The organism is Marinobacter iranensis (assembly GCF_029207565.1).
Lineage (GTDB): Bacteria > Pseudomonadota > Gammaproteobacteria > Pseudomonadales > Oleiphilaceae > Marinobacter > Marinobacter iranensis.
Genome location: NZ_JANCMW010000001.1, coordinates 443,669 through 465,932, shown reverse-complemented (window position 1 = coordinate 465,932; position 22,264 = coordinate 443,669). Strand labels below are relative to the sequence as shown.

19 protein-coding genes are annotated in these 22,264 nt (G+C 58.6%); 9 read left to right on the top strand and 10 right to left on the bottom strand.

What is annotated here, in order from left to right; all coding sequences use genetic code 11:
* Positions 1–6: 6 nt before the first annotated feature.
* The 4 genes from NLU14_RS02195 to NLU14_RS02180 form a co-directional block, all read right to left on the bottom strand.
* Positions 7–1,296 carry a sensor histidine kinase gene (locus NLU14_RS02195; RefSeq protein WP_275704519.1) on the bottom strand — a complete coding sequence of 430 codons (1,290 nt, stop codon included), beginning with the start codon at positions 1,294–1,296 and terminating at the stop codon, positions 7–9.
* A gap of 222 nt (positions 1,297–1,518) precedes the next feature.
* Positions 1,519–2,970, bottom strand: coding sequence for a sigma-54 dependent transcriptional regulator (locus NLU14_RS02190; protein ID WP_275704518.1), 1,452 nt, complete (start codon positions 2,968–2,970; stop codon positions 1,519–1,521).
* A gap of 71 nt (positions 2,971–3,041) precedes the next feature.
* Positions 3,042–3,368, bottom strand: a complete 327-nt coding sequence (locus NLU14_RS02185; RefSeq protein ID WP_275704517.1) for an SOS cell division inhibitor — start codon at positions 3,366–3,368, stop codon at positions 3,042–3,044.
* Between the two features lie 71 nt (positions 3,369–3,439).
* Complete coding sequence (locus NLU14_RS02180; RefSeq protein WP_275704516.1) at positions 3,440–4,798, bottom strand: DUF1329 domain-containing protein; 1,359 nt, start codon at positions 4,796–4,798, stop codon at positions 3,440–3,442.
* A 257-nt stretch (positions 4,799–5,055) separates the two neighbouring features.
* Between NLU14_RS02180 and NLU14_RS02175 the strand changes: the two genes are divergently transcribed.
* Together NLU14_RS02175 and NLU14_RS02170 are read left to right on the top strand one after the other, a co-directional pair.
* Positions 5,056–5,532, top strand: a complete 477-nt coding sequence (locus NLU14_RS02175) for a DUF6586 family protein (protein ID WP_275704515.1) — start codon at positions 5,056–5,058, stop codon at positions 5,530–5,532.
* A 51-nt stretch (positions 5,533–5,583) separates the two neighbouring features.
* Positions 5,584–5,844, top strand: a complete 261-nt coding sequence (locus tag NLU14_RS02170) for a hypothetical protein (RefSeq protein ID WP_275704514.1) — start codon at positions 5,584–5,586, stop codon at positions 5,842–5,844.
* A 4-nt stretch (positions 5,845–5,848) separates the two neighbouring features.
* Here NLU14_RS02170 and NLU14_RS02165 read toward each other — a convergent pair whose 3' ends face one another.
* Both NLU14_RS02165 and lexA read right to left on the bottom strand, forming a co-directional pair.
* Entirely contained in the window at positions 5,849–6,262 is a 414-nt protein-coding gene (locus NLU14_RS02165; protein ID WP_420845015.1) for a cell division inhibitor SulA, read from the bottom strand.
* Between the two features lie 160 nt (positions 6,263–6,422).
* On the bottom strand, positions 6,423–7,031 hold the full coding sequence (gene lexA / locus NLU14_RS02160; RefSeq protein ID WP_275704512.1) for a transcriptional repressor LexA: 609 nt from the start codon (positions 7,029–7,031) through the stop codon (positions 6,423–6,425).
* Positions 7,032–7,209: 178 nt separating this feature from the next.
* Between lexA and NLU14_RS02155 the strand changes: the two genes are divergently transcribed.
* Positions 7,210–8,205 carry an amidoligase family protein gene (locus NLU14_RS02155; RefSeq protein ID WP_275704511.1) on the top strand — a complete coding sequence of 332 codons (996 nt, stop codon included), beginning with the start codon at positions 7,210–7,212 and terminating at the stop codon, positions 8,203–8,205.
* A complete protein-coding gene (locus NLU14_RS02150) occupies positions 8,198–8,962 on the top strand; it encodes a gamma-glutamyl-gamma-aminobutyrate hydrolase family protein (protein ID WP_275704510.1) in 765 nt (254 codons plus the stop codon). Before NLU14_RS02155 ends, NLU14_RS02150 begins: the two co-directional genes overlap by 8 nt.
* Here NLU14_RS02150 and NLU14_RS02145 read toward each other — a convergent pair.
* Positions 8,947–9,147: a hypothetical protein gene (locus NLU14_RS02145; RefSeq protein WP_275704509.1), complete on the bottom strand. Its 201-nt coding sequence runs from the start codon at positions 9,145–9,147 to the stop codon at positions 8,947–8,949. The two genes, NLU14_RS02150 and NLU14_RS02145, sit on opposite strands and share 16 nt — an antisense overlap.
* A 12-nt stretch (positions 9,148–9,159) precedes the next feature.
* Here NLU14_RS02145 and NLU14_RS02140 point away from each other — a divergent pair, with 12 nt between their 5' ends.
* Positions 9,160–9,846, top strand: a complete 687-nt coding sequence (locus NLU14_RS02140; protein ID WP_275704508.1) for an SIMPL domain-containing protein — start codon at positions 9,160–9,162, stop codon at positions 9,844–9,846.
* Between the two features lie 26 nt (positions 9,847–9,872).
* On the opposite strand, the gene NLU14_RS02135 is transcribed toward NLU14_RS02140, so the two are convergent.
* Together NLU14_RS02135 and NLU14_RS02130 are read right to left on the bottom strand one after the other, a co-directional pair.
* Positions 9,873–13,607: a translocation/assembly module TamB domain-containing protein gene (locus NLU14_RS02135; RefSeq protein WP_275704507.1), complete on the bottom strand. Its 3,735-nt coding sequence runs from the start codon at positions 13,605–13,607 to the stop codon at positions 9,873–9,875.
* Positions 13,604–15,364: an autotransporter assembly complex protein TamA gene (locus NLU14_RS02130; protein WP_275704506.1), complete on the bottom strand. Its 1,761-nt coding sequence runs from the start codon at positions 15,362–15,364 to the stop codon at positions 13,604–13,606. The genes NLU14_RS02135 and NLU14_RS02130 overlap by 4 nt, the downstream gene beginning before the upstream one ends.
* Positions 15,365–15,573: 209 nt before the next feature.
* On the opposite strand from NLU14_RS02130, the gene NLU14_RS02125 reads away from it, so the two are divergent.
* From NLU14_RS02125 to NLU14_RS02110, 4 genes are all read left to right on the top strand, one after another.
* A complete protein-coding gene (locus NLU14_RS02125) occupies positions 15,574–16,878 on the top strand; it encodes an acyl-CoA dehydrogenase family protein (RefSeq protein WP_275704505.1) in 1,305 nt (434 codons plus the stop codon).
* A 19-nt stretch (positions 16,879–16,897) separates the two neighbouring features.
* Entirely contained in the window at positions 16,898–18,106 is a 1,209-nt protein-coding gene (locus NLU14_RS02120) for an acyl-CoA dehydrogenase family protein (RefSeq protein WP_275704504.1), read from the top strand.
* Positions 18,107–18,331: 225 nt separating this feature from the next.
* Positions 18,332–19,342, top strand: a complete 1,011-nt coding sequence (locus NLU14_RS02115) for a hypothetical protein (protein ID WP_275704503.1) — start codon at positions 18,332–18,334, stop codon at positions 19,340–19,342.
* Between the two features lie 30 nt (positions 19,343–19,372).
* Positions 19,373–20,854, top strand: coding sequence for an amidase (locus NLU14_RS02110; RefSeq protein WP_275704502.1), 1,482 nt, complete (start codon positions 19,373–19,375; stop codon positions 20,852–20,854).
* On the opposite strand, the gene nhaD is transcribed toward NLU14_RS02110, so the two are convergent.
* Positions 20,844–22,259 (bottom strand): sodium:proton antiporter NhaD, encoded by a 1,416-nt coding sequence (gene nhaD / locus NLU14_RS02105; RefSeq protein ID WP_275704501.1) that lies wholly within the window; start codon positions 22,257–22,259, stop codon positions 20,844–20,846. The genes NLU14_RS02110 and nhaD overlap by 11 nt on opposite strands.
* Positions 22,260–22,264 lie beyond the last annotated feature (5 nt).

Genomic DNA, 22,264 nt, shown 5'->3' with positions numbered 1-22,264 from the left:
CTCCAATCAGTCATTCTTGTGTGTCTGCTGCCGACGGCCACCGGCCGACAGCGAACGCAGCAACGGCAGGGAGATGGTTGCAACCGCCCCACCATGAGCGGGCGCATCAATCGCAAACCGCCCCTGGTGTGCTTTCACAACAGCCTGGACAACAGCCAGCCCCAAACCTGTACCGTGGGACTTGGTGGTATAAAAAGCTTCCATAAGCTGGCTCGCCTGATCCCTGGTAAATCCGGGGCCATTGTCAGTAACCTGAATCACCAGTTCACCTTCCACGGACACAACAGCCACCGAAACGGCCGTGGCACCTGCCTCCACACTGTTGTTCACCAGGTTGGTACAGGCGCCCACCAGGGCATCGCGGTTACACATCAGCGACTCGTCGTTCGCCTGGCGGTCCATCGTCACCGCAACCCCGGCAGGAAGCTTCAACCCTTCCAGCGCGGATGAGAGTGCCTGACCCAGGGTACCGGCAGACAATTCCTCCGCCAGCCGCGTCTCGCCGCGGGCAAAAATCAGCATGTCACGCACCTGCTGCTCAAGGTGCGTCAAACGGGACATCAGACGGGACGCGCAACGCTGGCGCATCTCCTCATCCAGATCCTCCTGACCTAGGTGCCCGCCATACAGAATAGCGGCGGACAGCGGCGTACGGATCTGGTGAGCCAGGGAAGCCACCATCTTACCCATTGCCGACAATCGCTGGGCGTGGGCAAGCTGAGCCTGCAGGTGACGGGTTTCTGTCAGGTCCGTCAGCAGGATCAACTGCCCCGGCTGATTCTCCATGGTACGGATTTCAATACTGACGCGGCGGCCATCCTTCAGCGACACCTCATGACCATCATCCCGACGAGGCGCGAAACAACGACGAATCACATCCACCCAGCGTTCGCCATCGAGGGGCTCCCCCAACAACGTAATCGCCGCCGGATTGGTCTGTGTCACCACACCCTGGCTGTCGAGAACCACAACACCCGCCGGAAGCGCGTGTAGCAACGTGGAAAGCCGATCAGCCAGCTCCTCCTTCTGCTCCAGCTCTACCTGGCGCTGTTGCGACTCCGCTGACAATTCCCCCGACAGCTGGTTAACACGGGACTCCAGGGTGCGATAGGAATCAGTAATCTGCCGGGACATCTGGTTGAACAGATCCAGCGCCGTACCCACAGCCTCATCGCCCTGCTCCGGGAACAACGCCGTCACCTTGTCATTGACATCCGCCGCCGCGTTGGACGGAGACTCCTTATTGGCTAAGGACTCCTTCGCCGACGACAAACCAACAAATTGCAACTGACTCATAAACTCGCCCTCTGACCGGACCAAACACCGGCCCGCACCAATCGGATGGATCGTTTGGGCAGGACTAAGCCAGCACCGTGCCAACTTTAATTTTTGTTTATATTTCAACAGGAAGGTAAAAACAGAGAAAGGAAGATGACGGGATTACGTCGCCCCGAAACAACAACGGCGCCGAAGGTTACAAACCTTTGACGCCGCTCAAGCCAGAAAAACCGGAGAATTTCAGCCCTCCTCGGACTCCTCGTCCCTAAGCCCGTACTTCCGAACTTTCTCAACCAGGGTCGTCCGCCGAATCCTCAGCTTCTCCGCTGCCCGGGCCACCACACCACCGGCCTCATCCAGCGCCTGCTGAATCAGTTGCTTCTCAAGACCAGAGAGATAATCCTTCAGGTCGATACCGTTCACCGGCAACAACGCCGGCGCATCCAACCCCACCAGCCCCGGAATACCGGACGGCATCCCCGAATCCTCAACCGGCCGGTTCTCATCGTAATCGTCCACATAGCGGAACTTCTTCGGTAACTCCTGCACCCCGATAACACCATAGGGATGCATGATTGCCAGCCGCTCCACGAGGTTCGCCAGCTCGCGCACATTGCCCGGCCAGTCATGCCGGCAGAGGCTCATGATCGCAGCCGAGTTCAACCGCAGGGAGCCACGCTTTTCCTTCTCCATGCGGGAAATCAGCTCATTGGTCAGCAGCGGAATGTCCTCCACCCGCTCACGCAGGGCCGGCATCTCGATCGGGAATACGTTCAGGCGGTAGTAAAGGTCCTCCCGGAAATCGCCGGTTTCAATCATGTCTTCCAGGTGCTTGTGAGTGGCAGCAACGACCCTCACATCCGCTGATTGAGTGCGATTACTGCCAACACGCTCGTACGTGCGCTCCTGCAGAACCCGCAGAATCTTCACCTGCATGTTCAGGGGCATATCGCCGATTTCATCAAGGAACAACGTACCACCCTCGGCGAGCTCAAAACGGCCAACGCGGGATGTAATGGCTCCAGTGAAGGCGCCTTTTTCATGGCCGAACAGCTCGCTTTCCAGCAGCTCCGCCGGAATAGCGCCACAGTTGACCGGAACAAACGGCTTGTCACGCCGGGCCGAATGGTAATGAAGGTTGCGGGCCACCACTTCTTTGCCAGTGCCGGATTCGCCTGTAATCAGTACGCTGACGTCCTTATCCGCCACCTGCTCCATCAACTGGCGCACAGACTGCACCTTCCGGCTGGTACCCACCAGACTGCGGAAAAGCTGCAGCCCACGTTGCTGGCCACGTTCCCGGGAGCGGGCGTACTGGTCCCGATAAATCTGGGCGCGATAGAGGGAGTCCACAAACTTCGTGTAACTCAACGGCCATTCCATGCGGGCAATAACCCGGCTGGCCTCGTCATCCGACAGGCTGCTAAGGTCGGGGTGACCCACCAAAAGTACCGGCACTCCCCTGACAGCTTCACATACTGCGGAAACAAACCTGAGCCCGCCATCCTCTTCTCCATTGACGATCGCAGCGGATACCGACTCCAGGCTTTCAGCATCACCACTGGACAGCAGTGCATGAGCCTCGGCACCAGAGACTATTTCTTCTTCACCAATGAATTCAAGAATGATGGAAATGTCATGTCTTCTTTTATCGTCCTCGCTGAGCACCAGCACCTTGTTATTTTTAGACATCCAAACGAATCTCTTGCGGGGATTTGTGCGGTATTTAAGACTGTAAGCGCGCCCGAGTCAATTTTATGACGCTATTTAGGACGATTTAAAGAAACGTTCTGATAGGCTTTTGCCGCGCTTCGGTTCTGGTTGGCACCTTTGAGGGCTTGCTGGGCTTCCGCCTTGGCTTCATTTGCCGAAATATTGGCACGGTCGCAAAAGGATTGCAGAGTTGCCAGCCTTTTCCTGACCGGTTCCGGCTCTAATTCGCCGGCCTCAAGGGCGGCCATGACCGGTTCAATCGTCGGCTTCACAAGCTCATTCAAACGGGACAGCTCGTCCCAGTTCTTCTCGGCAAGAGCGGCTTTAAGGTGTTCAACCAGGGTATCCACTGCCTCAAGCTGTTCCGGTGCCGCCATAACTGAATCTCCTCAATAGTGTTTCGGCCCGGACAGGTTCCGGGCCCTGCCAGGCCCGGGGAAACCGACGGTTAGCGGCGGGCCGCTCTTCGGGCTGCGGAGGCCGAGAACTGGTTGCCGCGGAAGCCAGGCTCGAAATCGTAGGCCGGGAAGCCGTTATCCAGGCCATCTATGTAATAGCGCTGGGCCTTAAGGTCGTATGTCATCTCCATGGTAGTCCAGAACACCGGCTCACTGTAATAGCTGATGTTGTGCGCTTCGGAAACACGCCAGAGTTCATTGTTGCCGTCATACTCCTCCGTGGCGAGAATCTGCCAGCTATCCTCATCCACATAAAACACCCGACGGGAATAGATATGGCTGATACCAGTGCGCAGTTTTGCCTCGACCACCCATACCCTATGCAGCTCGTAGCGGGCCAGCTCCTGGTTGATGTGCTGCGGCCGAATGACGTCATCCGCCCGGACATCGCTGTCGTGCAGCTTGTAGGCATTATACGGCACAAAAATCTCCCGCTTGCCTTTCAGCTCCCAGTCATACTGGTTCGGGGCGCCATTGTACATGTCCTTCTGATCAACAGCTCGTAGCGAGGAAGAGTTCGGCAAATCGGTTTCATAGGCCAGGTTCGGTGAGCGGCGCAAGCGTCGTGAACCGGCATCGTAGCGCCAGGCAAGGCGAGGCGAGCGAATCTGATCCAGGGTTTCATGGACCAGCGTGATCGTCCCCGCAAGCGTAGAAGGTGCAATGGTATCGGTCTTCAGATAGAAAATCTTGTTATCAATATCAGCAAGATCCGCGCCTCTGCGGCTATAGGCAAAGAAATAATCGTACTGGTTAACAACCTCGTTGTAGGAACCGTTTACCTGCGGCGTTGCGGATGAGCTGCGGAACGACAGCTCCTCGCCACGATAACGCAGGATGTGGTTCCAGATCACTTCCAGGCCGTTCTTTGGAATCGGAAACGGGCTGGTCATGATAGTGCCACGGACACCGTTGCCGTTCGCCAGAAGTTCCGCGCTGAGGGCATTGTCACGCGACTTTTCATACACATCTTCGGGGAATGCAGCTGTACGACGGGTCTGATAGACCGGCATCACGAACTCCGGCCCATACTGCTCCAGCATACGGATATGGCCATCGGTGAGTTTGTCCCGGTATAGGTCCAGGTTGTCGCCGGTAATCACGAACAGCGGCTCATCTTCAGGGAACGGGTTGCTTTCAATCTGCCCCGGCGTCCAGTCAGCGGGAGGCTGGCTGAGCCCGCCAGTCCACCCGGGAATGCTACCTGAGGCATTGCCCTCTCGCTCTGCACCAACGGGAGTGAGTTCATTGCCTAACCGCTTTGCTTCGGATTCGCTGACCTTTGCCAGAGTTACACCGGAAAGCCCGAACAACGCCACTGTAAAACCTGCGACCAAATGGTTACGCATTCCCTTCCACCTCCACGGAAACAGACAGCCCGTTCTCGACTTCCAGGATTTCCACTTCGGATCCACGGGAACGGGCGCTCAAATGTTATTCAATCGGGGCGCCTTTGTGCCAAATTCAAACGACCGTTTCAAGTGATTCTTTGTAGTTTCTTGTCAAAGCTCCTCGAATGCATGGGGGAGAAGAAATCTCTGACGGAAAATGTTATAGTTGGCGATTAATTCATCGCACGGCAGTGGAATCACCCTCAGGTACTACCATGGCGTCACAGTGGCACTCATTGGTTTCCCAGAAGATTTTCCTGGCCCGTACCTTGTTGGGGCAGTTGGAGCGGAGTGACAGCGTTCCCGCGAGGGAGGCACTTTTGCAGGGCGCCACTGAACTGGCGTTGCGGGCCCGTAAATCGACGTTGGTCATGATTGCCAGGCTCTACCAGGACAAACAGGGCCGGCCCGCTGATCTTGACGCACTGGGCAAACTGGTTGGTGACAACAGCCCCGAAATGGCGGAACTGGAACAGTTAGCCCATGACCGGGGTAGTTGGTGGAACCATCTCGAGCAACTTGAGCAGCATCAGGGCAACCCGCCGGCCAGTAAAAAGACGGTCAGCAGTGAAAACGTTATTGCCATTGCTGCCGATACCGGCCCGGATCGTTCACAGACAGCCCTGGAACAGACACTGGGTGCGATGAAACACTTTATCGATATCCTTGAGGAGCGGCACAGCGAGTGGTAGCGCACCACAAACTGACCGTTACCAACGGGAATGAACTGAAAGGCTAGCTTAATGTCACCATCGTTTTTCGAGATCGTACAACTGAGCAACGGGGACTATGCACTTCGTCGGATCGACGACGACAGTGCACCATTGGTGCAGATATCATTTTCGACGGAAGCCAGGGAAATGATGGAAGACCGGGATATGAACGTTGCCAAAGCAATGATTGCAGCCGGTATCGAAGCGGTCGGCAACGTTGCCCATGATATCGACTGGGAAGACGAAGAGCCGGATGTCCAGGATATCCGGCCCTCTTACACACTTCACTGAATCATCAACGCTGGCGCAGCACCACACCGTGGCTATTACCCCTGGCTGAGGCCTGTTCCAGCGACGCCAGGGCTTCCCGGCCCAGTTTACGAGTCCACATCACCACTGCGTGGCAGGTACCGGCACTCAGTGCCCGTTCCGCAAGCTGCCCGGCCGGGTAGTCTGGAGTAGAGCGCAACACCAGCAACTCTCCCGCAACAATGCCCCGCATGGTTTGCCACTTACTGACAAGACTCTGGGGTGGGTCTATCCAGGCGAGCCAGCGCTTTTCCTGATTCAGTTGGGTAAGCATGGGCAGCAACAACTGGAAATTCTCAACCTGGCCTTCAGGCAAAATAATTTCGGTGACGTTGCCAGCCGGTGGCTTGGCCGGACGGGCTCTGGCGGAAGGCGCCTTGACGATATCATGGCTGCTCATACCGGCAGCCTCTGGGCCGACAAACCTGCCACCTCCGTGAGCATAAGCCAGATTCTGATTAAAGCTGAGTTGTTCCATGATAAGCCTCACTTGCCGTTAAGCTTCGCCTGCGGTGTTTACTCTTTGCAGGTGTTTGCCTGAATGTTCGGGTATCCGGGTATCAGTGAAGGTCCGAACGTCGGATCACCCCTACGCCCAGCCCTTCTATGAAGAGTTCCTGTTCTGACAGATCCACTTCTATGGGTTGAAATTCCTCATTCTCTGCGATCAGGTACACTTTCGAGCCTTCCTTGCGGAAACGCTTGACGGTGACTTCCTCACCTACCCGCGCCACAACGATCTGGCCGTTGTGCACATCATGTGTCCGATGCACCGCAAGCAGATCGCCGTCAAAAATGCCAATATCCTTCATGCTCATACCACGCACCCTGAGCAGGTAATCCGCCGATGGGGAGAAAAACTCCGGCTGCAGGGTGCAATGATCCTCAATGTGTTCCTGGGCAAGGATGGGGCTGCCGGCAGCGACCTGACCAATCACCGGCAAACCAAGGTCGGCTTCCACTTCGGGAAGGCGTATTCCCCGGCTGGCTCCCGGCACCATCTCGATAGCACCCTTGCGGGCCAGCGCTCGCAAATGTTCTTCGGCGGCGTTGGCGGAACGAAATCCAAGTTCCGCGGCAATTTCCGCACGGGTCGGCGGGTATCCGGTCTCGTCAAGATAGCGACGGATAATGTCCAGTACCTGTGTCTGCCTAGCTGTCAGCTTCATTTACGTTGCCCCGGTTAGCCCTGTTTTTATATACAGTGATTTGACTATATACAGTGTTTTATCCAGTGTAAACCCCGTCCTTCGAATTTTCACAGGCCTGTGCTCCGGTGCTCCGTTCCCGCTTGGCCGACCAAGCGACTGTGATAAGGTAAATGCAACCCATTGAGGAGTCACATGAATGAGCAGCAGATGCAGAATGCCGGACATACTGAACACGGACGACGGCAAGGAACGGAAGGTTGGCGTTGAAATTGAACTGTCCGGCCTTGGCTACGAGGATCTCATCTCATTGTCTGCCAAGCTGCTGGGTGGCTCCGGCAAGTCTGTTGCGCGTTACGTGGCCGAGATTGATACCGAACTTGGCGCATTTACCATCGAACTGGATTCGGACCCCATAAAAGAACTGGACCTGACGGACGAACGCCTTCCCGAATCGGTCAGGGAACTCGGCGGCCAGGCGATGAATGTGATCGACGCCGCCGCTGAGAAAATCGTTCCACTCGAGATCGTCAGCCCTCCCCTGCCGTTCAGCAAGCTGGAGCGCATTGAAACCCTGTGTGATGAATTGCGCAAGGCCGGTGCCCTGGGCAGCCGTGAAGCTTTGTATTATGCCTTTGGTTTGCAATTGAATCCGGAACTGCCGGACCTGAAAGCCACCACCCTGCTTCGTTACCTGAAAGCCTTTGCCGCGCTCTACGAGTGGCTGAAAGCACGCCATCAGGTGGATATCAGTCGCAAGCTGACCAGCTACATTGAGCCCTGGAGCAGTGCCTACATTGATCTGCTGGTGTCTGAGGATTACGCACCGGACATGGAACAACTAATGCGGGATTACCTGCACTACAATCCCACCCGGAACAAGGCACTGGACCTGCTTCCCCTGTTCGCCCACCTGAACAGCGACCTGTTGGCGGAATACGTCCGGGACGAGCGCATCAAAAACCGGCCGACACTGCATTACCGGTTACCGGACTGCGATATCGACAACCCCGACTGGCATTTTTCAACGGTGTGGAATGACTGGGTCGTGCTGGAACAACTGGCTGCCAACGCCGCCGATCTTTCGGTATTGGTGGCGGAATTCCGCAACAGCCGGAAACTGAGCTTTCACAACCTGACCCATAGCTGGGTGGACACGTCCAATCAGTGGCTCCGGTCTGGAAACTATGTCTGATAGTACGGCAGAAAAGCCCGAACACCCGGGGCTTACGATCGGTATCAGTGGCCCGGCGCGCCGCAGTCTTGCCCACCGGTTAATCACCTTTGCGCTACGCCTGCATGGCGCGCGCACCCATTTTATCCGTCCGGGGTCAAAGGTGGACGTCTCACTTCTTGACGGTCTTGTGCTTTCGGGTGGTACTCATGTTCACCCGTCAAGGTACGGTCAGGCACCTCAGGTAACCGCCCGATATGACCTGCGCCGCGACGAAACCGATTTCCATCTGCTATCCAGGGCTGAAGAGCTGAGCATTCCAGTGCTTGGTATTTGCCGGGGGGCCCAATTCATCAATATTTTCCGTGGGGGGTCACTGTGTCAGAACGTGACGCCACTGCGGGTGAACACACGGCATCGGCCACTGTTGCTGCCCATGCAGACTGTTCGGGTTGTCAGCGACAGCCGGCTCGGCCAAGTGATGCACAAGCCGGTCATTGGTGCCAACCGCATCCATAGCCAGACGATCAAAAAACTGGGAACCCACCTGCGCGTGGTCGCCGTCGACAATGACCTTTTTGTTCAGGCGATTGAAAACACCTGGGGGCAATGGCTGATGGGTATCCAGTGGCACCCGGAGTATTTGCTCTACCATGGCGGCCACCGGCGGATTTTCAGCCACTTTGTGCAAGCTGCGGAAGAAAGGAAATTAATTCGACTGGACACCCCCATTGACGCCGAAGAATATGATGAAACTGGCCCTCAAAGCGGCAGGTAACGCTGCAGCACGGCCTTGATTTCACGGATTTCCCGGGCATCATCGGGCAGGGCCGTCAAATAACAGGCCGCCCACTCTTTCAGTTGCTGACGGGTGGTCACATAATGGGGATCACTCCCGGTCAGCCTGAACAGGACATCACGCTCCCGGGGAGACAACCTGACCTGATTCTTGTGTAATAACATGGAGATCCGACAATGTTTCACAACGTCCATCGATACCTGCTGGCCCCAACGGCCCTGATCCTCTTTCCCCTGGGTGTGGCGGCAGCAGAAGTCAGCCTGAGCGGTCAGGCCTCGGTCAAGTATACGCCAGACAGCGCCCGGCTGCAGTTTACCGCCAGTGCCGAACACAACCTCCCGGAGACCGCCACCCAAAGGGTCAACGAACAGATGGAACAGTGGCGGGAAGGTATAGAAGATTTCCGCGACCAACTCGAGTCCTACAGCGACGCCTCCCTGAATCTCTACAGCCGCTCGATACCTTCGCAAGAGCGCGGACAGGAACCCGAGCGCATGGCTGTTGCGTCACAGACCGTCAGCTTCACCATTGACGACCTTTCCCTGCTCAATCCGATTCTTGCGCAGGCACAATCACTGGGTATGGACTATAACGTTGGCCCCCACCAGTTTTTCCATTCCGATGAAAGCGGTTTGCGCAAACAGGCCCTCGCAGGCGCCATTGCAGATGCAAAGGCCCGTTGCGAGTTTGTCGCCAGGGAGCTGGGGAAGCAGTGTGGTGAGGTGATCAACATCAACGTGGATGGCGGCCACCAGCCCCCGGTTCCGATGATGGCGGAAATGCGCGCTACCTCGGATGCAGTCTCCGAGGTAGGTTCCCGGGAATTGCAGGCCCGCGTGAGTGCCACGTTTGAACTGGAGTAACCCCCGAACCTGAGCGGCATGAGCACTCAGAAATCCCGGGTATAGAAAATATCCAGGGAGGCTGCCAGGCCACTGGCGGCCTCCACATAGAAATACCGTCCGATGTCATAACGTAGCGCGACTGTGGTGATCGGCTGGAAGATCCCCACTCCGTACCGGATACTCAGTTCGTCCGTCAGGTAACCACTGGCCACCACTGCGGATTCGTCCCCTGAACCTTCCGCTTCCAGCATCAGATTGCGTATTCCGAATTCCTCACCAATTCCCTGGGTCACCTTGTTGGCCTGGGTCAGGCCCAGGGAAATGGCCGCCCGGCTCATCTGACCTTCATCACCACGGCTCTGTGGGGCGCGGCCGAGGATCACATAGGACAGCGCATCGGTCTGGGGCATTTCGGGCTCGGAGAATACTTCCGTCCGCGGGGAACTTACCGGGCCGCTGAGCCGGATACCTGCCACCACGGTGTCCACGCGCCTTACCGCTTCAATGTCCAGGTAGGGTTCCGACAAAGGCCCCACAAACACCAGCCTGGCCCGTCGCAGTTCCAGCTCCTGGCCATAGGCCTCATAGCGCCCGTCTACCAGCTGCAGGGCGCCCCGGGTATCCATGTTATTGCCAATACGCAGTGTGCCCTCAAGGTCTCCCGTCACTCCGAAACCGCTGAAGCTGACCTGATCCTCGCCCACCACCACGGTAACGTCCATATTCAGGGAACGCAGACCGGCTTTCTCTTCCTCGGCACCAACGATGACTTCGTCCTCGGACACGGAGACTGCCTGGGCGGGCAACTCCCGTATCTCGATGGTTCCCCTGGGCACTTCCAGGCTACCAGACACCGATAAATCGCCCGCTTCGTAGGCGATGGTGATATCAGGCACCAGTTCCACCTGGGCATAGGGTTCGTAACTGAAAGGCAGGCGGTCGCCGGTCAGCCGGACCTCAACCGACGGCTCGGATTCCCATGCCAGCGTGCCCTCGATATTGCCCTTGCCACGCTCATTGCTCCGCCAGCGCCCGGACAGATCGGCGGCATAGCCATTCAGCTCCAGGCTCACCACCATGTCCTCAAGGGGTATCGGAAGCCGTGGGTCGGCGATGTGCCCTCCGGTCAGCGAAATCTCTCCGTTCACCGCCGGTTTCATCAAGGGGCCAGACAGGGTTCCCTCGCCGTTGAGTTCGCCTTCAACCACTTCCAGCCCGGCAAAGATACCGGCCATGGCGATATCCAGGCCATCAATCCGGAACTGGCCGTCAACTTCCCGCGCCTCACTGTCCGGATTCACCGACATTCCGACAGACAGATTGCCCAGTTCCGGGCCCTGTAACCTCAGATCAAGCTCCGCAACCTCCGGCCGGAGGTTAAGTCGAGTGGTGAAGGTGTCGTAGCTCAGGCTTTCCCATTCGTCCCGGACCAGCACTTCAAACGCGCCGGAGCCGGCATCCACGGATATTTCGCCGTCCGGACCATCCCCGTCCATCACCAGTCGCACGTCGGCGTTCAATCGGGCATCCCAGCGCAATGTCTCTGGCATCAGCGGCGACAGTGCGGTGGTGGGAAAATTCTCGATGCGGTAGGCAATGTCCTGTGTCGGCAGCAGCGTCTGGTCCTCGGCGCATATGGACGCCTGGTCCCATTGCCAGCAATGGTTGCCCAGGGTGAGCGTGCCGGTGTCGGTGTAGGCCAGGTCCGCAGGCCCCGACAGCGTCCATTGCTGGTCCTGTGCCGGGATATCCACGCGCCCCTGCTCCAGGGCACCTGCCCAGGCGTTCCAGCTGTCAGCAGCATCCCCGGCCAGGGACAGCGTCAGTTCCGCCTCTTCGTGCACGGCGTTGAGCGTGAGTTGGTGATTATCGCGGGTTCCTGTTAATGCCAGCGAAAGCTCCTGAAGTAGTTGCTCGCCATAGCGAACTTCCGTTCCCTGAAGGTCTGCCTGCACATCAAACCCTTCCCGAAGTGCCGCAGTCAGCTCCAGGCTCTCGACGCTGAGTTGGTCCTCCCAGGCCAGTCCGGAGCCGGTGATACTTGCGCTGCCTTGTGGCTGGTTCGCGGTACCGGAAACCGACACCGTTCCACGTACGGAGCCCGCCAGCCCAGGCAGGAAAACCTCCGGTGCCGGCAATTCCAGCTCCAGACCACCTGAAATCTCCCGCCCCCAGCGGCCCTGGCCCACTAGCCGGTTGGCACCGACGTCCAACTCCAGGTCGGACAACTCCCAAATTCCGGCATCACTGGTCAAGCCCCCCCTTATCAGGGCCTCATTGGCCCTCCATGTTCCAGACAGGTCCCATCGCGCCTGCAGCGATGGAGCACCCGTGTCATCCAGTTGGCCACTGGTATCAATATCACCACTGAGACTTGCCTCCAGGGCAGGCAACCAGTAACCGGGGTTGAAGCTGTCCAGTTCCAGGCTGGCGTCCCAGGACAACTGATCGGCGAACGCCACATCCGCCTGCCCACCAAGGAAACCCGCTCCCGTATTGACACGCAGGCTGGTGACAGCAACAGACTCCATATCACCATCCAGGTCTGCCGCCATATCAGCATCCCCCATGGGCCCGCTGACACTGGCATTGATACTCGCCTGATAGGCACCAGCCTGGTAGCTGACATCACCATTGAGCCGGCTCAGGGTCACCGGTGGCTTTTCAAAATCCGGAATCAGGCTATACCAGGGGAAGGCTTCCAGGCTCACTTCGGCCTCCGCCTGGAACGCTTCCTGCCAGCTCATATTTCCGGTCACGGAAAGATGCCCTGCCTCTGCGTCCGCTTTGGCGGGCCCGGTCAGCTCGAGATCAAGCTCCTCAACGCCTGCAGTGGTAATTAACCCCTTCAGGGAAACAGGGATATCGCCAGTAGTACCCGGCAACGATGTGCGGGAGTCGGAACGGAAGCCATTCTCGAGGCTGCCCTTCAGGGAAACCACGGTGTCCTCAAGTACCAGGGTTTCCGGCAGCCCCTCTGCGGGAGCAAAGTGGCTGGACCTGACAGTCAGTTCCGCAGGCAGCGCGCTTTCCAGAGGTGCCACCCGGCCCGCGAGGGTCGCTTCGAGGTAGCCGCTGCTCTGGCCCTTGACCCTCAGGTCGGCAACACTTCCGGTCAGATTGAGGGCCAGTTGCCAGCCAGCCCCGTAAGGCGGTGGAAGTTCAATACCAACGTCCAGATCCAGAGGCCAGTCGCCCCGGGTCTGGACCCGGCCGGATCCGTCAATCCTGATATCATCGCGAACAAAAGCAAGATTCTGCAGATGCCAGTCCGAACCGGAACCCTCGGCCTTCAACTGGAGCCTGTCCCAAACCTTGGCGTCGTTGAGGGTGAAGGGGCCAAGATTCACTTCCCGGATCGCCAGTCCCAATGGAAGGTTGACGCCGGGGAGGCTGATATCGCTGCTTTCCTGCGGGGGCTCACCGGATGATTGCAGCGTCAGGTCGATGCTGTCCGCCAGCAACCTTTCCAGGCAAAGCTGCTTGTTGAAAAGACAGGTTGGCGACCAGTCGACGACCGGGGCTTCCACTTGCACCCCGACACCATAGCCCTGCCAGGTCAGGGAGGACGCCTGCCACTGCCCGAGCAACGACCCCTGCCCCTGCTTTACCTCCAGGCCGGGAATCTGGTCGATCACCCAGGCGGTACCGGTTTCCGAGCGTAGCGCCAGCAACAGTAACCCCACTACCAACACAGGCAGCAGCACGATAACCGCCAGGGCGACCAACAGCCAGTTTCTCAGGCGTTTTGGCCTGGGAGTTTTCGCCTCTTCGCTCATAACTCCGGCCCCATGGAAAAGTGAATTCGCCACTCACCACCAAATTCGGGATCCAGCCCCTTGGCGATATCCAGGCGCAGCGGGCCTACAGGGCTGATCCAGCGAAGACCCAGGCCGGCGCCGGTCGCCAGCGGGTCAGACAGCTCATCAACGGCATTACCCTCATCAACAAACGCCGCCACCCGCCAGTTATCGGCAAACTGATACTGATACTCGACGCTGCCCACCATCAGGAATCGACCACCCACTGCAATACCCTCGCTGTTCCTTGGGGACAGGGTTTCGTAACCATAGCCACGGACAGTCTGGTCACCACCGGCAAAAAACCGCAGTGACGGCGGCACATCCGAAAAACGGTTGGTGGCAACAGCACCAAACTGGAACCGGGACAGAAAACGGTGATTGTCCGCCAGGGTATAGAGCCCTTTTACGAGAACATTGGCGTGCAGGATGTCCACGTCAGACAACACAGCCCTGTGGGAGCCGGTCACATCAAACTGGATACGATAACCACGGGAGGGATCCAGAGGCGAATCCGCGTGTAGCTTCGAATAGCCCAGTCCCGGCAACAGCAGGCTACTCTGCTCGGTCTCCTCATCGCCAATGCGGAAACGTTCACCTTCCCAGCGAATCGAAGCCACCTGCAGCCAGCCGTCGTCAAGCTGGTGTTTCCATTGCTGGCCCAGGGTAAGCAGTTCGGATTCCACATCTTCAATATCCTCCCGCTGATAACCGGCGGAAAGACGAATCGAATCCGTCATGGGCGGGTCCAGGGGCAGTTCGTACCAGGCGCCCACATTCTGTCGCGGCGCCGAGAGCTCGGTTTCGGCACCCCGTCGGTGCCCCATGGGATTAATCCAGTGCTCCCGCCAGTTACCGCTGAAACGCGGCCCCACATCGGTGGAGAAACCGACACCGGCCGCCACTGAGCGCGGCGGACGGGTGGTCAGGCCCACCGATACCGGTATGACCCCATCCACGGCGCTACCCGGTGATGCGTCGATGTCCACACCGGAAAAATAGCCACTGTTGGATAGATCGCTGCTGAGCCTGGCAATTTTGTCCGAATGGTAGATTTCACCAGGCTCAAAACGAACAAACTGCTCCAGCAACTGTTCCTCGAACCCATGCCCTTCCCGGAAGCTCACCTCCCCCAAGCGGTAACGCATGCCACTGCGGAAAACCAGGGTGATATCCGCCACTCGTTGCTCAGGGTCGACTTCCAGCCGGCGGGTGGTGAATTCACCGTCGAAATACCCCAGTCGGGTGGCACGATTCTGGATGGTCTGCCGCAACGTACTGTACTGGCCATGATTCAGCACATCGCCCTCGGCGGGCTTCTCCGGCAGGGTCCCAACGAAGTCGGGGTCCTGGTTCGCTGGGCCCTCGATTGATACCTGTCGGGAACGTACGCGAACGGGCTCTCCAGGTTGAACCGTCAGTACCAGGCGGGCGGGCGTTTCATCCTCGGCGGATGGCTCAACAACCTCCCACTGAATAACCGGGCTGTAGTAGCCAAGCGCACGGAGCGCCTCCTCCACCTGCGCCTCTGCGGTGCTGGCGTAGCGCCTCAGGCTGCCTGCGCTGCGGCCCTCAACCTCACCCAAAAAGGCCTCGGCGTTGTCCTGCAACTGTGGATAGTCACCCTGAACTTCCACCTCCACTTGCTGTGCCCAGGAAAGTCCCGGCAATGCCGACAACAGGAGCCAGACAATTCGCAGCCGGCGGAGAAACAGGACGTGAATGTGGGAACACATCAAGCAGCGTTACTTCAGTAAAAGTGAGTGAAACAGGCGCGATAACAATGGGAGTGTACCGGGTAGAGGTCCAGTTAATCCATGGCAATTGACCATCTTGCCTTTCGGTAATGCGCTCCATGCCAATGGCGCGGGAGTGTGATGCCCCCATGATCGTTGACTATTCATACGCGCCGGATAGCAAAACAAATCAAAGCAGGAGACAACAGATGACACGCACCCCCGTGGGCTTTGCCCTGTCCATGATGAACCGGTTGGCGGCCAATCCCATGCTGGATCGGCTGGGGCTGCGCAGCCCTCTGGAAAAAACCGCCTATCATGGCACCCGCGCGGGGTTTCGTACCCTTGCTCTTGCAGGACGGGAATTCAAACGTGTCAATCAATGGCTGCCCCGCAAACGATTGCCGGAACGCCCGCCCGCCGAGCTGTTTGACCTCTCGCTGACCGACGACCAGCAGATGATGACCGACACGCTCCGCCGCATGGCTCAGGACAGGCTGCGGTCAGCAGCGCCGGAGGCTGATGAAACCGGAACAGCACCTGAAACCGTAAGCTCGGCGGCCTCAGAGCTCGGGCTTGCCCTCTACGCCGTGCCGGAAGCGTTCGGAGGCGTTGCGGAACACCAGTCGCCCGTCACCAGTGTGCTGATCGCCGAGCAACTGGCATGGGGCGACATGGGCCTTGCGACCGCGTTACTGGCACCATTCAGTGTCGCCCAGGCCATCACCCGCTGGGGCACCGGCGAACAACAAAGTCGCTACCTGCCAGCGTTCTGCGAGGACGAGCCGCCTGTAGCCGCCATAGCCATTGACGAACCAACGCCCCTGTTCGACCCCACCAACCTTCAGACCATCGCCAGCGAATCCACCAGTGGTTACGTCCTGAACGGCTTGAAAAACAGCGTCGTACTCGGCGCCAACGCCGACCTCCTGCTGGTTGCCGCGAAACTGCATGGCCAGCCGAGGCTGTTCATTGTTGAAGGCGGCACTCCGGGTATCCGCGTGAAACCAGACCCTGGTATGGGTCTAAGGGCTTCCGGCCCGGTACAGCTGTTGCTGGAAGACGTGCAACTGCCCGCCGAAGCCCTGCTCGGCGACGACGATTTCAACTACCAGACCTTTCTGGATTGCGGTTCCCTGCTCCGCTGTGGCCTGGCAATCGGCACATCCCAGGCTGTCCTGGACTACGTCATTCCCTATTGCAACGAGCGGCAGGCCTTCGGTGAGCCCATCAGCCATCGCCAGTCCGTCGCCTTCATGATCAGCAACCTGGCCATCGAAACCGACAGCATGCGCATGCTCACCTGGCGCGCCGCCAGCCGACTGGAGCAGGGCCTGCCGGCTCACCGGGAAGTGGCCCTGGCGCGTTTGCTGTGCAGCGAAAAAGCCATGGAGGTCGGCACCAACGGCGTACAACTGCTGGGCGGCCACGGCTACGTCAAGGAACACCCGGTTGAACGCTGGTACCGCGACCTGCGCTCCATAGCCACCCAAAGCGGCGGCCTGCACGCCTGATCAACGTAAGGACACCCCCATGAACCTTGAAATACCAGGAAAATTTGCCCCGCTGATCGACCAGGCCCGGCAAGTCGCCCGGGAAGTCTTCCGGCCCATCTCCCGCAAATACGACCTTGCGGAGCACGAATACCCCAAAGAGCTCGACATGTTCGCTTCCATCATGGACGGCATGAACGACGGCGCGGCGGACGGCGGCACCGGCGCCGGAAAACTCGCCCGCTCCGACAGCAACGGCGGCGCCGGCAACCGCAATGGCACCAACATGAAAACCGTCCTCGGGCTGACGGAACTGTGCTGGGGCGACGTCGGCCTGGCCCTCTCCATCCCCCGCCAGGGCCTGGGCAACTCCGCCATTGCCGCCGTCGCCAACGACGAACAACTGGCCCGCTTCGGCAACACCTGGGCCGCCATGGCCATCACCGAACCCGGCGCCGGCTCCGACTCCGCCGCCATCCGCACCACCGCCACCGAAGACGGCAACGAGTACGTCATCAACGGCGAGAAAATCTACGTCACCGCCGGCGAACGCGCCGACGCCGTCGTGGTCTGGGCCACCCTAGACCGCAACAAAGGCCGCTCCGCCATCAAATCCTTCGTGGTGGAAAAAGGCACCCCCGGCATGACCGTGGAACGCCTGGAGAAAAAACTCGGCATCAAAGCCTCCGACACCGCCGCCATCCGCTTCGACAACTGCCGCGTTCCGAAACAAAACCTCCTGGGCGACCCCGACATCAGCGTCGAAAAAGGCTTCGCCGGCGCCATGCAAACCTTCGACAACACCCGCCCCGTCGTCGCCGGCATGGCCATCGGCCTCGCCAGCGCCGCCCTGCAGAAAACCCGAGAACTCATCGCCCTCACCGGCATCGACCTGGAGTACCACCACCAGACCTGGACCCAACCCGCCGTCACCCGCGAACTTCAGCTCATGGAAGCCGAACTCGAAGCCGCCCGCCTGCTCACCCTCCGCGCCGCCTGGATGGCCGACAACGGCCTGCCCAACTCCAGGGAAGCCTCCATCGCCAAAGCCAAAGCCGGCCGCGTCGGCAGCATGGTCACCCTGCGCTGCGTCGAACTCTGCGGCAGCCTCGGCTATGGCGAAACCGAACTGCTGGAAAAATGGGCCAGGGACTCCAAAATCCTCGACATCTTCGAAGGCACCCAACAGATCCAGCTGCTGATCATCGCAAGAAGATTACTGGGCAAGTCGTCGGCGGAGCTGAAATAAGCTAACCTGTGTGAAAGCGTCGAAAAATCAGGCAAGTGCAACAAATGCCCGCGACCTTAATGGCGGAAAAGCACAGAGCCTGATCGCAGCGGATGTGTCGCTTCTCCCCAGACCGTGCATTGCCAAGGATGGCAATGCCGAGCCCCCATGGATGGGTTAACGGCGTGTCTGGGGAGAAGCGACACATCCGCTGCAGACTCCAAACTCGAAGTCCTGGACTGATGAATGCTAAAGATAAACCGAGAAAATCTGAAAACCAGCCACCAACTCATCTGGTTCGTCATAGACTTCCTGATGCTCGGCCTGCTCATCATCAACCTGGCCTTCATCATCTTCGACTCCATCTACAACTTCGCCGGCGTCCAGAACCTGTTTGCAGCACACGCCCCGGCCATCAAAGAGCTCTACCACCCCATCCACGAAAACTTCCTCTTCTACGACCTCATCTTCGTCAGCATCTTCCTGACCGAATTCGTCGTGCGCTGGGGCTACGCCATCAAAGCCAAGGTCTATGACCGCTGGTACTTCTACCCCTTCATCCACTGGTACGACATCATCGGCTGCATCCCCGTCGGCAGCTTCCGCTTCCTGCGGATATTGCGCGTCATCTCCATCATCTATCGCCTGCACCAGTACAAGGTTATTGACGTCACCCAGACCAGAGCCTTCCAGTTCTTCAATTTCTACTACGAAGCCTTCATGGAAGAACTCTCCGACCGCATCGTCATCAAGGTGCTGTCCGGCGCCCAGGACGAGATTCGCCGGGGTTCACCCCTGTTTGATCGCATCCAGAATGAAATTCTCTACCCAAGACGGGAAATGCTCTCCGACTGGGTGTCACAACGCGTTGCGGAAGCCGCACAGGAAGGTTACGTACCCAATCGCGGCGCCCTGAGAAGTTACCTGGAAACCCGCGTCGACAACGCCCTCAAACAGAACCTGGAACTGTCACGACTGAAGTACCTGCCCGTGGTGGGCCCGACAATTCAGGAAACCCTGGAAGAAGCCGTGGGCGACATAGTGGCCAACGTGATCCACCAGATTCTGGAAGATCTGGCCTCCGCCTCGAACCACGCCTTTATTGAAGACATCGTGAATGTGTTCCTGCCGTCACCGGATGCAAACGGCGAGCAAGACGCCCCCAACGAAGCGCTGATCAATCTGATTGTCGAAATACTGGACGCCGTCAAATCCCAGGTCAGGGTCAAGCATTGGCGTAGCGAACTCTCAGGATGAGCAAGGCCAGGCAATAACAACGAGGAAACCATGAACCCACTGCACTACCGCTCTGCCACCGAACTCGTTAGTGACCTCAAGGACGGCAAGCTAACCAGCGCGGAAACCACCCAAGCCTTCCTGGACAGGATTCGCCAGTGCAACGGCGATATCAATGCCGTCGTGACCCTGGACGAACACAAGGCGCTGGAAAAGGCCCGGAAGGCAGACGAAGCCCTTGCGCGAGGCGAACCCACTGGCCCCCTCCACGGCCTGCCACTGACCCTGAAGGACACCTGGGAAGTCGCGGGCATGACCTGCACCGCCGGTGCCCCCGCGTTGAAAGACTACACCCCGGAAAGGCATGCGGATGTGGTTCAGCGCCTGGAGGAAGCTGGCGCCATTATCCTGGGGAAAACCAACGTTCCCATCTACGCCACCGACCTGCAGAGTTACAACAAACTCTTTGGGGTCACCAACAACCCCCACAACCTGGCCCATACCCCCGGCGGCTCTTCAGGCGGAGCCGCGGCTGCCCTGGCAGCGGGCATGACGCCCCTGGAAGTGGGCAGCGACCTGGCTGGCTCCATCCGCACGCCTGCCCATTTCTGCGGTGTTTTCGGCCACAAGCCCTCACGGGCACTGGTTTCGTTCCGGGGCCATATTCCCGGGCCTCCGGGCACCGAATCCCGGCCTGATCTTGCTGAAGGGGGTCCCCTTGCCCGCTCGGCAAAAGACCTGGAACTGCTGCTGAACGTGATTGCCGGCCCGGCCGAGCGTGAGCGCACAAGCTGGCAACTGGCAATGGCGCCCGCAACCTTTGATTCCCTGGAACAGGCGCGAGTGGGATTGTGGCTGAAAGACCCCTTGTGCCCGATCGACGACGAGTTGCTGGAGGCTTACGAGCACCTCGGGCAAAACCTGGAAAGCAAAGGTGCGCTGGTTGCCGAAGCCAGGCACCACCTGCTCAATCTGGAACATATCCTGCCCGCCTACTTCAACCTGCTGGGCAGCCTGCTCAGCACCTCCATGAAACCGGCCCAACGCCGGCAGATGAAATGGATCGCCCGGTTTGAGAGATGGCTGCACCTGTTTGGCCCGGTTACAGCATTCGTTGGTGAGTATGGTCGCGGCGTGAATCAGCCGGTATACCAGTGGATGGCCTGGAACGAGATGCGGGAAAAAATGAGAGCGGAGATAACCACACTGTTTGATGAATTCGATGTTCTGCTGACACCGGTCACACCCACCACCGCCATCCGGCACGACCACAGCAACCCGGTCTTCAAACGGCAGATCACTGTCGCCGGACAGCCCAGGGCCTATATGGACCAATTCTGCTGGATTGCCCTTGCCACCCTGCTCGGACTACCCGCCACGTCGGTGCCTATTGGCAGGACAAAAGCGGGATTGCCGTTCAATGTTCAGGTCATTGGCGCCCCGGGCATGGATCTGACCACCATCCGGTTTGCGGAGTTACTGGAAGACGGGGAACTTGCCGGCTTCCAGCGGCCACCCGACCTCAGCCATTGACCAGGAAATGCACCCAGATACTGGCGCCGTACCCCAGGGCAATGGCCGGCGTCCATTTCAGGTGGCTGAAGAAGGTGTACTGCCCCCTCGCCTGCCCCATCAGGGCAACACCGGCGGCTGAACCTATCGACAGCAAGCTGCCGCCAACGCCAGCCGTCAGGGTGACCAGCAACCATTGATAGTCAGGCATCGTCGGATTCATGGTCAGGACCGCAAACATCACCGGAATATTGTCCACCAGCGCCGATATCACCCCAATCATGATGTTGGCAAAGGTAGGCCCCAGGTCGCCATAGAGGGTGGCGGACATCATGCCCAGGTAACCGATGAATCCCAGACCACCGACCGCCATAATCACCCCGTAGAAGAAGAACAGCGTGTCCCATTCCGACCGGGCAATGTGGGAAAACACATCAAACGCGCGACGGCCCTGTGTGCGATCGCCCGAACTGTCTCCAGGTGGGGTTTCGAAACTCTCGTTCCAGTGATACTCCTCGTGGCGCTTGAGGTAGAAGCCGAAAATCTTCAGATAACCGAGCCCCGTCATCATGCCGAATACTGGTGGTATATGCAGGAACTGGTGAAAACTGATGGCAGTGGCAATTGTCAGCAGGAACAGGCCACATATGACCAACCCGCCCGGACGCAGGACGTTGTTGTAGGACTCGAGTGACGACGGCTGCCCCTTGGGCAGGGCGAAATGCATCAGTGCCGCCGGCACCAGGAAATTAACCATGGACGGCAGCAGCAACTGGAAGAAGTCCTGGAATGGGAGTATGCCTTTCTGCCAGACCATCAACGTGGTGATATCACCAAACGGGCTGAACGCCCCGCCTGCGTTGGCACCCACCACGATATTGATACAGGAGAGGGAGACAAAAGCAGCGCTGTCCCGGCCCACTGCCATCACTACCGCACACATGATCAGTGCGGTGGTCAGGTTATCCGCCACCGGCGATATGAAAAACGCCAATGCACCGGTTATCCAGAACAATTGCCGGTAGCCGTAACCCTTGCCCAACAACCAGATCCGCAACTGGTCAAAAACCCCACGTTCCAGCATGGCATTGATGTATGTCATGGCCACCAGGAGAAAGAAGAACAGTTCCGCGTATTCCAGGAAGTTGTGCCGTATGGCCTCTTCCACTTCGCCATTGGCGCCCGCGGCACGGTATGCCAGGGCCACGAGTATCCAGATCAATCCGGCCGCAATCAGCATCGGCTTGGATTTAGCCAGGTGAATCCGCTCTTCCAGCATGACGAACAGGTAGGCGACCACAAAGATCACTATCGCAATGTATCCTACCGGGTGGGTAACCAGATCCACGGCCCGGTCGGGATTTGCCCACACCGATGTGGGTGCCAACGACAACACAGCCGCTAACAACAAAAAGATCGACTTCATTCGAG

What these genes read in the sequence shown, in the direction of transcription:
- NLU14_RS02195 (WP_275704519.1), bottom strand. Translation starts at nt 1,296, where the DNA reads ATGAGTCAGTTGCAATTTGTTGGTTTGTCGTCGGCGAAGGAGTCCTTA.
- NLU14_RS02190 (WP_275704518.1), bottom strand. Translation starts at nt 2,970, where the DNA reads ATGTCTAAAAATAACAAGGTGCTGGTGCTCAGCGAGGACGATAAAAGA.
- NLU14_RS02185 (WP_275704517.1), bottom strand. Translation starts at nt 3,368, where the DNA reads ATGGCGGCACCGGAACAGCTTGAGGCAGTGGATACCCTGGTTGAACAC.
- NLU14_RS02180 (WP_275704516.1), bottom strand. Translation starts at nt 4,798, where the DNA reads ATGCGTAACCATTTGGTCGCAGGTTTTACAGTGGCGTTGTTCGGGCTT.
- NLU14_RS02175 (WP_275704515.1), top strand. Translation starts at nt 5,056, where the DNA reads ATGGCGTCACAGTGGCACTCATTGGTTTCCCAGAAGATTTTCCTGGCC.
- NLU14_RS02170 (WP_275704514.1), top strand. Translation starts at nt 5,584, where the DNA reads ATGTCACCATCGTTTTTCGAGATCGTACAACTGAGCAACGGGGACTAT.
- NLU14_RS02165 (WP_420845015.1), bottom strand. Translation starts at nt 6,262, where the DNA reads ATGAGCAGCCATGATATCGTCAAGGCGCCTTCCGCCAGAGCCCGTCCG.
- lexA (WP_275704512.1), bottom strand. Translation starts at nt 7,031, where the DNA reads ATGAAGCTGACAGCTAGGCAGACACAGGTACTGGACATTATCCGTCGC.
- NLU14_RS02155 (WP_275704511.1), top strand. Translation starts at nt 7,210, where the DNA reads ATGAGCAGCAGATGCAGAATGCCGGACATACTGAACACGGACGACGGC.
- NLU14_RS02150 (WP_275704510.1), top strand. Translation starts at nt 8,198, where the DNA reads ATGTCTGATAGTACGGCAGAAAAGCCCGAACACCCGGGGCTTACGATC.
- NLU14_RS02145 (WP_275704509.1), bottom strand. Translation starts at nt 9,147, where the DNA reads ATGTTATTACACAAGAATCAGGTCAGGTTGTCTCCCCGGGAGCGTGAT.
- NLU14_RS02140 (WP_275704508.1), top strand. Translation starts at nt 9,160, where the DNA reads ATGTTTCACAACGTCCATCGATACCTGCTGGCCCCAACGGCCCTGATC.
- NLU14_RS02135 (WP_275704507.1), bottom strand. Translation starts at nt 13,607, where the DNA reads ATGAGCGAAGAGGCGAAAACTCCCAGGCCAAAACGCCTGAGAAACTGG.
- NLU14_RS02130 (WP_275704506.1), bottom strand. Translation starts at nt 15,364, where the DNA reads ATGTGTTCCCACATTCACGTCCTGTTTCTCCGCCGGCTGCGAATTGTC.
- NLU14_RS02125 (WP_275704505.1), top strand. Translation starts at nt 15,574, where the DNA reads ATGACACGCACCCCCGTGGGCTTTGCCCTGTCCATGATGAACCGGTTG.
- NLU14_RS02120 (WP_275704504.1), top strand. Translation starts at nt 16,898, where the DNA reads ATGAACCTTGAAATACCAGGAAAATTTGCCCCGCTGATCGACCAGGCC.
- NLU14_RS02115 (WP_275704503.1), top strand. Translation starts at nt 18,332, where the DNA reads ATGCTAAAGATAAACCGAGAAAATCTGAAAACCAGCCACCAACTCATC.
- NLU14_RS02110 (WP_275704502.1), top strand. Translation starts at nt 19,373, where the DNA reads ATGAACCCACTGCACTACCGCTCTGCCACCGAACTCGTTAGTGACCTC.
- nhaD (WP_275704501.1), bottom strand. Translation starts at nt 22,259, where the DNA reads ATGAAGTCGATCTTTTTGTTGTTAGCGGCTGTGTTGTCGTTGGCACCC.